Source organism: Flavobacterium sp. J27, assembly GCF_004303025.1.
Lineage (GTDB): Bacteria > Bacteroidota > Bacteroidia > Flavobacteriales > Flavobacteriaceae > Flavobacterium.
In genome coordinates this window covers 193,226-203,758 of the sequence record NZ_PJQW01000009.1, presented here as the reverse complement: position 1 = coordinate 203,758, position 10,533 = coordinate 193,226, and the positions used below count along the sequence as shown (strand labels likewise).

6 protein-coding genes are annotated in these 10,533 nt (G+C 30.6%); 1 reads left to right on the top strand and 5 read right to left on the bottom strand.

All coding sequences use genetic code 11. The annotated features are described in order from the left end of the window. Positions 1-159: 159 nt before the first annotated feature. Positions 160-612, bottom strand: coding sequence for a 6-carboxytetrahydropterin synthase (locus CX675_RS13735; RefSeq protein WP_130735817.1), 453 nt, complete (start codon positions 610-612; stop codon positions 160-162). 97 nt (positions 613-709) lie between these two features. Between CX675_RS13735 and CX675_RS13730 the strand changes: the two genes are divergently transcribed. Continuing rightward, entirely contained in the window at positions 710-1,333 is a 624-nt protein-coding gene (locus tag CX675_RS13730) for a 2OG-Fe(II) oxygenase (RefSeq protein WP_130735816.1), read from the top strand. 121 nt (positions 1,334-1,454) lie between these two features. Here CX675_RS13730 and CX675_RS13725 read toward each other — a convergent pair whose 3' ends face one another. From CX675_RS13725 to CX675_RS13710, 4 genes are all read right to left on the bottom strand, one after another. Further along, the gene (locus tag CX675_RS13725; protein WP_130735815.1) at positions 1,455-2,210 is read right to left on the bottom strand and encodes an enoyl-CoA hydratase/isomerase family protein; all 756 of its coding nucleotides are present in this window, start codon (positions 2,208-2,210) and stop codon (positions 1,455-1,457) included. Next, positions 2,210-5,713: a T9SS type B sorting domain-containing protein gene (locus CX675_RS13720; RefSeq protein ID WP_130735814.1), complete on the bottom strand. Its 3,504-nt coding sequence runs from the start codon at positions 5,711-5,713 to the stop codon at positions 2,210-2,212. Before CX675_RS13720 ends, CX675_RS13725 begins: the two co-directional genes overlap by 1 nt. Positions 5,714-5,784: 71 nt before the next feature. Continuing rightward, the gene (locus tag CX675_RS13715; protein WP_130735813.1) at positions 5,785-9,186 is read right to left on the bottom strand and encodes a hypothetical protein; all 3,402 of its coding nucleotides are present in this window, start codon (positions 9,184-9,186) and stop codon (positions 5,785-5,787) included. A 69-nt stretch (positions 9,187-9,255) separates the two neighbouring features. Further along, positions 9,256-10,509 (bottom strand): aspartate kinase, encoded by a 1,254-nt coding sequence (locus CX675_RS13710; RefSeq protein ID WP_130735812.1) that lies wholly within the window; start codon positions 10,507-10,509, stop codon positions 9,256-9,258. Positions 10,510-10,533: the final 24 nt, after the last annotated feature.

Genomic DNA, 10,533 nt, shown 5'->3' with positions numbered 1-10,533 from the left:
GGAGAAAGCGAACCAAAAGTACCTTGTAAAGAGTGTACCGAAGAAGAACACGCACAAAACAGACGCTCAGAATTCTTAATCGTGAAAAAATAGTGAATTAGTTATATTGCAATTTTTATAATTCTATAAAAACCCTTAAAGAATTCTTTAAGGGTTTTTTTATTCATTATCTGAAGCATACCACTCAGCAAAAGAAGTTTCAGTTTCTTGTAGTTTTAAAGAGTGTAATTTTATTCCAAAAGGTAGTCTGTGTCTTATTTTTTTGGCAAAATCAATAACCATATTTTCACTTGTAGGTTGATATTCTACTAAAATAACATGATGACCTCTATTGCTTAATTCTTCAGCAAGTTCAATATGAGGTGTGTTTTTATTAAATACAGTAGCATGATCAAATAAATCGACAATTTCTTCTTTTACTATTTTTTTTAAATCCGTAAAATCGATAACCATTCCAAATTTTACATTTGAAGTATCTGTTATAGGCATACCAATAACGGTTACAGAAAGTTTATAACTATGACCATGTACATTTTTACATTTACCATCATATCCATATAATGCATGACCTGTTTCAAACGAAAACTGTTTAGTAATTCTTATTTTACTCATTTTTGCTAATCTATTTTTTTACAAAGTTACTAAATTTTAATTCTTGTTTTTTATTCCTTTTTTCGCATTATATTTGCTCACTTTTTTGAATATAATTATGAGTGAATTTGTCTTAGTTCCAATGTATGAAAAGGTTATAAAAGATCTTTTAGAGGAACAATATAGTATTGTGGATAATTTCTTTTCAGTTGAGGAAGTTGAAAATCTTCGGAATAGTCTGCTAAAAAAATACGATGAAGACGAGTTTAAAAAAGCAGCCATTGGTAATCAATTTAATGAACAAATAATTAAAACGATTAGAGGTGATTTCATTTCATGGATTGATGAGTCAGAAAAGAACGAGGCTGAATCTGTTTTTTTTGATAAGGTAGCCCATTTTACTAATTATTTAAATCGTACTTGTTTTTTAGGGATTCAAGAACGCGAATTCCATTATGCATTGTATCCAGAAGGGACTTTTTACAAAAGGCATTTAGATACTTTTCAGAATGATGATAGTAGAAAATTGTCTATTGTTTGTTATCTTAATGACGAAGATTGGAAGGAAGAATACGGAGGAGAGTTGGCCATTTATAAAGATGACAAAACGATTACAGTTTTTCCTTTAAAAGGAAGAATGGTTGTTTTTGAAAGCCAATTATTAGAACACGAAGTAAAGCCAGTTTGTAGAGAGCGCTTAAGTATTACGGGTTGGTTAAAAACACGTAAGTTAAATTTCTAGAAGCACAGCACTTTTTTTCAGTAGTAAACTCTCCCGTTTTCAGCGTTACATGGTAACTTGCTTCAACCGGGGCTAAAATAGTATTTTCCTCTTTTTATAGATTTGTATTATTGTTTTAATTTTATTTTTTATTAAACTGAGACAAGGCTTGTTTTGTGAAATCTGAAAGTACTAATCTGCCAGAAATAGCTGCACGTTCATACAAAAGAGTTTCCCAGTTTTCTGTTCCTTCCCAAAGTACTTTTTTCATTTCTACTAAGGCTTCCGGATTATAACTAGCGAGTTGTTCGGTAAATTTTTTGAGAGAATTATCTAAGGCTTCAACAGTAGAAAAAACCTGAGCATAGAAACCTTTTGCAAATGCCCAATTAGCATCTTTCCATGCAGTAGGTTCTAAGGTCATAGTTGCCATTGCTGTTTTTCCAATTTTTTTAGAGACGGCAGGTTCAATTACAAAAGGGCCTATGCCAATAGCTATTTCAGATAGTTTTATAGCTGCATTTTCATGGGCTAAAACATAATCACATGCAGCTAATAAACCCACACCTCCACCAACAGTTTTTCCATGAGCACGGCCAATAATCAGTTTTGGACACTTTCTCATAGCATTGATTACATTAGCAAAGCCAGAAAAAAAATGATTTCCTTCTTCTAAATTTGTAACAGCTAATAATTCATCGAAGGAAGCACCAGCACAAAAGGCTCCTTCACCTTCACTTTTTAGAATAATTAAATTGATTTTATCATTCTTTCCAATGGTATTAATTTCATTTGTTAAACGATTTAATTGGGAACTAGGAAAAGAATTTCCAGCTGGATGAAAGAATGATATAGTTGCTATGTTGTTATGTATACTTGTTTGTATTGTGGCTTCCATTATCTTTTTAAACTAAAGTGCGATTTAAATTCTTTTATTGTGCCGTTATCTTTGTATTCTAGTTTGAACCAATAGTCTGTTGATGGTAATAAATGACCATTATATGTGCCATTCCATCCTTCTCCGTAAGGACTTATTTGTTTTATTAATTTGCCATATCGATCAAATATGTATAGTTTGGCTTCAAAAGATTGTGGTAAGTTTTTAATATTCCAATTGTCATTATATCCATCTCCATTTGGAGTAAAAAAAGCAGGATACGTTATGGCATATAATAAATTTGAAGACAATATACCGCACCCTAAAATATCTCGTACATATACTATATAACTTCCATTTGTAAGTCCAGTAAATGTTGGGCTTGATTGCCAATTAATTTGATCTAGGCTATACTCATAGGTGCCGTAACCACCAGAAGTTATTGTTTGAATTGTTGATAATCCAGATGAAAATGTTGGGTTAACCAAGTTTGCTTCAAAATGAACAGGTTCTGATGAATATGTAGCTACAATACTGTCATAATTACTACAGCCTGTAGTGTTATCTGTAATGATTACCGAATAGGTTCCTTCTTGTGTTATGGTGTATAAAGGACTTTCATTTCCTCCAGAATTAGTGTTTGGGTTTGCTGGAGTCCATTGGTAAGAATAATTTCCAGAAGTAGCAGGTGTAGCATCTACTAATTGAGAGCCTAGTCCGCTTATTGGATCTACACATAATGTAAAATCAACTCCTAGATTTATTTCAGGAATTGATACTACATGGAGGTTTAAATATGGGCCAACACCAAAGCATTCGTTGTTTAAACTGCTTTCTATTCTAACCCATATTGATTGATTTGTAGGAGTATTATTTCTATAGTTAGTACTATTAACTATTTGATTTTGTTCTGCTAATGCATCTAGTTCTGTTTCATAAAAAGTAACCACTAAATTTTGATTGGACGGAAATAAATTTTTGAAATGCAATTCCGCATTATTAGCTAAATTATTTGGATCATTAAAATTGAAATAATCATAACCGTCGTCGTCAGGGTCATTTAAGTCAATATAATCGTCACATTGATATAAATCAAAGCTATCATTAGTTGAAAGAGTAGTTGCTGAAACTGTTAAATTTACTTGTGTGGTTCTATAACAACCTTTGTCGTTTATAATCCTTGCCCAAACTATACTTCCATTTGCGGCAACATAATTCATTTCATCAGTAACTAAATTAATGTTGTTTATGGCACCAGATTGCGAAGTATGATAAGTGAAAGTTAAATTAGTATCAGTAGCAATAATTGAATTTGCTTGAGACAAATTAAATGTAGTTATCGCATCGTTATCTGTATCACATTGTTTTAATGTTACATTGTTTTGGATTGTTGGTAACGGATTTACAATTAAATCTAAGGTTGTTACAGCGTAACATTGAGTAGTATTGTTTCTAAGTCTAACATAGATAGTTTTGGAATTGGAATAGAAATTGTTTGGTAAATTATTAATTCCTAATTCTGCTTCATTTTGTAATGAATGATAACTTACAGTAATGTCTGGTTGTCCATTTATAACTTCTAGATTCTTTGTGTTTAAAACAAAGTTTGCATAGCCATTTGTGTCATCTCCATCCACGTTGTCATCACATATTTCATATGGAGTAACTACCGTAATTTCTGGTGCTTGATTAATAATAACTGTCACTATGGATGATACGGTTTCACAAACATTATTGGTAGATATTGTGTAAACATAATCTCCAGAACTATCTGTAGCAGGATGGATAATTCCATCGGGTCTTGGGTTTCCATTAAATGACCATGTTCCAGAAGAATCCGATGTTCCTAATAATGTAAATAAATCTTCATCAGGATCAATTGTACAGTATGCCTTAGAAGTATCAGATCCTACATCTGGAGCTGTTTGAATGGTTATGGTTATATCCACTGATTCTGTAACAGTAAATCCATCACAAGTAATGTCATATGTATATTGATAAGTGCCAGGAGCATCAATATTTGGGTCGTATATATTGTTCCCACTAGCTAATGCAGGATTCCATGATCCATTTGGTAAAGGATTTCCTTCAATAGCTTCATATAAATCTATAGTTGAGTTAGAACAAATATCTATAAAAGTATCTCTTGGTTGACTTCCAAAACCTGAATAATAACCGCCATATCCTGATGCATTTCCGTCTGAACCAAAAACGCCAACGGCTAAAGCTCCAGTTGATTCAACTATAATATCACCACCTATACCATCAATTCGATAGGTTTCCCAACCAGCGTTTCCATTTACTAATTGTGGTGTGGCTGTCGTTGGGTTTCCATTAATTGAAACTGTTGAACCTACTTCAGTTACAATAATAATACCACTATCGTTATATGATTTACCGCCAATAGCATTGTATTGAGGAATCATGTTGACACTTTTTTGCCAATAGCAACTTAAAGGAGGAATAAAATTCAAACCAGAAGTAGCATCATTTATACTTCCTGCTAAAACTTGGTATAAATATACTGGTTGATTACTTTCTATGTACATGTTTCTATTTGTTCCACTTCCTTGATAATTTGATGCAGGTATAGGATAATAATCTCCAGCATCTAAAGTTATAATTGGGACGGTATTTCCATTTACATATATAGCTGTATTATCTACTGTTGCAATTACTATTGGAGTTTCAGAATTATTACTTCCATTACCTTTAACTACAACATATTTTTGCCCAATATTCTCAAAACCTACAATTTGATCTAAATTAAAATCTTGACCAGAGCCTGTGCTAGGCATTGGTCCTGCACCTCCTGTTGCGTTACCAGTATTCACAACTATTGGTTTGGAAGAATTGATCAAGGCACCTATAAACCCCGTTCTATTAGCTACATTGTCTGTATAGCCAGATAAAACTACTGATTGACCTTTATTTAAGGTGAAATTTTGTGAAGAAGGATTGATGGTTCCTGTTGCACTTACGAATGTGACATTTGGATTGTAATCTGATACTGTAACTGTTGTATTGTCTTCAGTAGCCATAAAACTAGTTACAAAATTTCGAATTGAACTATCATATTGTTGTGGTACACTACCTACTCTAAAGGATGTTCCTAAAGCGGTCCTTCCTTTTGGTACTAATATTTCAGCATGATTTTGTGATTTTACCCTAAAACTTACATAGAAATCTTCAGAAGCTTCAAGTATTAACCCTTTATCAGACTGTATGCTATTTACATTGTTTTGTGCTACAAACATCGCAGAAGGTTGTGTGTTTCCTATAGTTACTCGTACAGGATTGGATTGAGATAAAGTAAAAGGTGAACCAGTTATTGGAATCCCATTACCATAAGTAATAGTAACTTGAAATGGAGTAGTTTCTGGGGTTGATAAATAAATATAGTGATCATTCACCGTTACATCTTCTCTTGAATGTAAAGGAGGTATCCAGTGTTTATTACTAAGTTGTGCAAATCCAACTGAAGTTAATAATGATAATAATATAATAGCGAATAATTTTTTCATTTGTAATTCTGATGAAAAATTAAAATTTAGTAAATTTAGTAAGAATATTGTTTTTTCTTTTGTTTTAAAAGTTAAAAAAATGCTCTTAGCTGTATATTTCCATTGTGAATGGTTTTACTTGTTTCAGATTTTCTTCCTTGATAGTTAATGTTAATGTCTAAATATTTAGTAATGTTTTTTTGTAGAAGTAATCTCCAAACACTATTTTTTCCAGCTTGTAATCCTTGTAACATTTGAAACGCTACAGGAGATAATTGATTGCCAGTGAAATTGTTGTTGTAAAATGAATACTCTCCATTTATCGTAAACCCTTTCTCACTATTAAATGAAAAAGAGGAGCCTATTTTGTTTTGTTGTAATGATTCTAAAGCATTTATAGTGTTGTTTTGGTTTTGATATTCATAAAAAATATCCCAACTAGCATTTTTTGAAAATAAATAAGACAACTTTGGATTTATTAAATAATTTTCAATTTGAAAATTTCTATTAGAATAATTTTCTGAATTACTTTCTGTTTTACCAAAGCTAGATTTAAACTGAATTAACCAATTCTCACTTAATAAATGATTGTATTGAAATTGATGAGAGTAAAGATTGTTTTCTTGTGAGCCGATATTTAATAAACTTTTAATTTTACTGTTTAAATAGGTGTAAATCATAGAATGATTTTGTTTACCTCTATTGTAAAAAAGACTATTCCTAAATGTATTATTTAAACCGATACTATTTTCATTTTTTGAAAAAGGATTTAAGTCAAAATCATTGCCATTTCTTATTATTTTTCGTTCAACTAAGATGGATGATTGGTTGTAAAAATAAGAGAGTAATTTTTTAATGCCTTTCTCATTTTGCCAGACTAAACCATTAAAATTTAAAGATTGAGAGAATTTATTTTGGTGGGTTCGAATAAAAACTTGGTTGGGTAAAAAGACTCTTACATATTTAGCCTGATCAGAAAAAGTGGCAATTTCAAATTCTTGTAATTCTTGAATACCATTATTGTTGTAATCATTCCACATATACACACCTTGCCCAGGCTCAACTTCTAAGTAGGTGAATTCTTGCTGTGCTATCGTTCCAGAAGTTGTTTCGTAAGCAGTAGAAGACTGTATTAAATTATTATAAAAAGTAGTATTATATAAAATTCTTGAGTTGAGCGATGGTTCATTTGACTTGGTTTCTTCATATTTCAAAATTCGATAATTAGCAAAAACAGTAAGATTGCTTTTTGTTGTTTTTATTAATTGTGATTTTAAATAATAAGAATCGGAATGATTTACACGTCTTATTTGTCCGTTTTTTAAACTGTCATTTACTCTATTTAAGTAGCCTATTTCGGCATATACTTTTGTCGAATCACCACGCCCAACAAAGACACCATATTCTGTAAATTGCTGGCTTAAATTACTAAATTCATTAGTAACAATAATTTTTTCTTTATTGTTTTCTAAACGCAAAGAAGTCCCAATCCAATTCTTTCTAAAATGATGTTTTATCCTAGATTGATTTCTGATAAATGTTGAGTTTGTAATTTCACTATTACTATTTAAAGCACTGAAATTGGTTGTAATTGTTGTCTTACTTAATTTTATAAAACTTTCTATTAGATGTCTGTTGCCTGAGAAATTTTGACTAAAATCAAGTTTTTCAAATTGATATTTTGTAAAGCCATTTTTTTTCATGTTTAGCGTAATCCCAGTAGTTAACAAACTTTGATTTCCTAAAGGATTATTTAAATTCCAATCTCTATTAAATTCAATATTAAATAATCGCTCGATGGTTTTATAATCTTTGTTAATTAGTTGAAAATTGGCAAAACCATCCCAATTGAATTTTCCAGTATATAGTCTTTTGTTAAAATTAAATTTCCCAGCAATTCCTTTATTGTCATTGTCATCTAAATTGGAATAAAGATTTCTGTCATAATTACTAACAGCTAGTTCAAAGTCTAAATTGGTTTTTTCTGAAGGATTGTATGTTCCTAGTATCGTGGCAATTTGTAATTTGTCTGGTGAGACAAGAGGAATAATTGGTTCGTAATTTCCTTGTGGAACACCAGCAATAGGTGCAATATATTCATATATTTTTCCAATGGTATTTGTGTTTGATAAAATGTAATTTCCTGTATTTTGACCTACAAAAGTAAAACGAACATTATATAGTACATCATTTGGGTCGTTTGAAAATTCAAAAATTTCGACAGCACCTGCCATTGTTTTTCGATATAAAATTTTATTTTCTGAATACGAATCTATGTAAGCAGAAGGAGCAGTCATTAAATTTTGGTTGTCTCCAGCATCTTTTAAAATAGTTACTTGTTCTTCAGATAAATTTTGCTGTAATGGTTGATTTTTAATATCATTTTCTGAATATACAAATCCACCAATTTTAAAAGACTCTTGTTCGTGTGTAACACCAGAGTAAGCTACAAAACGCGTGTAATTTCTATCTGAAAATTGATACTCAATTATAATACGCATTTCTGAGGTTATTTGAAATAGAGAAGTAAAAATAACTTCACCAGCATTGTAATCTATAACATAATCTTTGTTTTCACCTCTTTCTAATAAAATGCCATTTACATATATTCTTTCAGAACCAGAAATTACTAATACAAATAACTCACCATTGGTTCCTTTTAATTTGTAAGGACCTTGGTTTCCTTCTTGACCTATAAATGAACTTCGAGCATATTGCCCTCTTACTAAGGCTGCTGAACCAAAAATAGTTGTTTTTTTTTCGGGTGTTCCCAAAGTAAATTGAGTCGATAGACCCTGAACTTTTTTATTAAAATTTAAAAATTGAGATTGTCTATTTTCTAAGAATAAATCGCCCGCTTTAATGCTCCATTGATCCGAAGCTAATTCTATAAAAATTTGATCAAACTCATCTAATTTCTGTGAATAACCTCCTTCTTGAAGTGGAATGTTACTGTCTTGTATCGAGGCTCTTAAACTTACTTTGTCTGATATTTTACCTGTAATTTGCAAATCTAGATTTGAGTTAACTACTGTGTTTTGGTTGTTACCAATAGTAATGCCTCTTGAAATACTTCCTGAAGTGTTCAAGCCATCAAAAGGTTGGAATAAAGGCTTGTCTGGATTTTTAATAGTATACAAATTTCCTGCTTCATTTGAGACTACTTTTTTATCGTCATAAATAGTATATTCTTTGGTTAAGAAGTCTGGGAATTTTAAATATTCAACAAGTAAGGTGTCTTGAGTTGTAAAGTTTTTATTAAAAATAAGACTTGCCTTTTGAAAATCTACACTATAGTATGTAGAATCAATTTTTTTCTGGTTTTTATCTTTGAGTGAGAAAAAAGCAGGATTAATACTCACTTTTTCTAAAAAGATAGTATCTTTTGAAGTTATTATTTTTTTTAATTGATACCGATTATTAGATGGCTTTTCCTGAGAAAAGACCACAGAAAAAAACAGAAAAAAAATCCATAAAAACCACTTTTTTATCATAAATAGATAACTCCTATTTTTCAAAAGTAGTATTTATGGATTAATTTATTGTATAAATCTTTTGGCTTATTACTCTTTTGTAATAATTTGTAAGGTTTCTCTCGAAATTTGTTTTAATAAAACAGTCTTGTTAGTTTCTACAATTTGAGTTGCATTTTCATCAAAATGTCTAATGGTATATAAGGATACATTTTCACTGAACGAAATCTTAAATTTCTTTTCTAAAATTTCTTTCACTTCTAGAAAATTTTGAAATTTATCTTCTATGCATACTGAAAAACTTATGGCCGAGTTTTGAATTAAATTTACTTTTAATTTATGTTCGTGAAACAAAGCAAAAATTTCGCTAATATGCTCTTCCATTATAAATGAGAAATCTAAAGAGGATAGCGATAATAATAATTGGTTTTTTTTGATAATATAGCAAGGTAATTGCGGTTCTAAATCGGCTCCTTTTGAGACACTTGTGCCAGGTAAAAGTGGATTAATAAATGATTTTACAAATAGCGGAATTTCTTTGTTTTGCAATGGTTGTAATGTTTTTGGATGTATTACACTTGCTCCATAAAAGGCTAGTTCAATAGCTTCTCTGTATGAAATTTGATTTAAAAGCGCTGTTTCTTCGAAATAACGCGGGTCTGCGTTTAAAACACCAGGTACATCTTTCCATATGGTTACGCTTTCTGCATTTAAACAATAAGCAAAAATAGCCGCTGTATAATCTGAACCTTCTCTCCCAAGAGTAGTAGTGAAGTTGTTAGCATCTGACCCTAAAAAGCCTTGTGTGATATACAACTCATCTTTTTCAATTTTTTTATTTATTACATTCTGAGTTTGTTCCCAATTTACATTAGCATCTCTATAAGTAGTGTCGGTTTTTATAAAGTTTCTAACGTCTAACCAAGTATTTTTAATGCCTTTTTCATTTAAATAATAACTTACAATAGTAGTAGAAATAATTTCACCATAGCTTACAATTTGATCATACACAAAATTGTAATTTGGAGATTTATTACTTCTTAAAAAATATTCTAAATCATCAAAATGGGCATTTACAGTAAAAAAAACTTCATGATCTTCATCTTCAAAAAGATCCTGTAAAATTTGATTGTGGTATTTGCGAACTTCTTGAACTGAAGCATTTAATTGATTCGATTTTTCGAAATAATTTTTAATAATTACTTCTAAAGCATTGGTTGTTTTGCCCATGGCGGAAACAACGATTAATGTATTTCTATAACCTACTTTTCCAAGGACAGAAGTTACGTTTTTTACACCTTCTGCATCTTTTACAGAAGCACCACCAAATTTAAAAATTTTCATAGTAAAACCCTGATTGATCTTTTT

Bases quoted from the DNA above. Each gene is read 5' to 3' on its own strand.
- CX675_RS13735 (WP_130735817.1), bottom strand. From the start codon at position 612: ATGAGTAAAATAAGAATTACTAAACAGTTTTCGTTTGAAACAGGTCAT.
- CX675_RS13730 (WP_130735816.1), top strand. From the start codon at position 710: ATGAGTGAATTTGTCTTAGTTCCAATGTATGAAAAGGTTATAAAAGAT.
- CX675_RS13725 (WP_130735815.1), bottom strand. From the start codon at position 2,210: ATGGAAGCCACAATACAAACAAGTATACATAACAACATAGCAACTATA.
- CX675_RS13720 (WP_130735814.1), bottom strand. From the start codon at position 5,713: ATGAAAAAATTATTCGCTATTATATTATTATCATTATTAACTTCAGTT.
- CX675_RS13715 (WP_130735813.1), bottom strand. From the start codon at position 9,186: ATGATAAAAAAGTGGTTTTTATGGATTTTTTTTCTGTTTTTTTCTGTG.
- CX675_RS13710 (WP_130735812.1), bottom strand. From the start codon at position 10,509: ATGAAAATTTTTAAATTTGGTGGTGCTTCTGTAAAAGATGCAGAAGGT.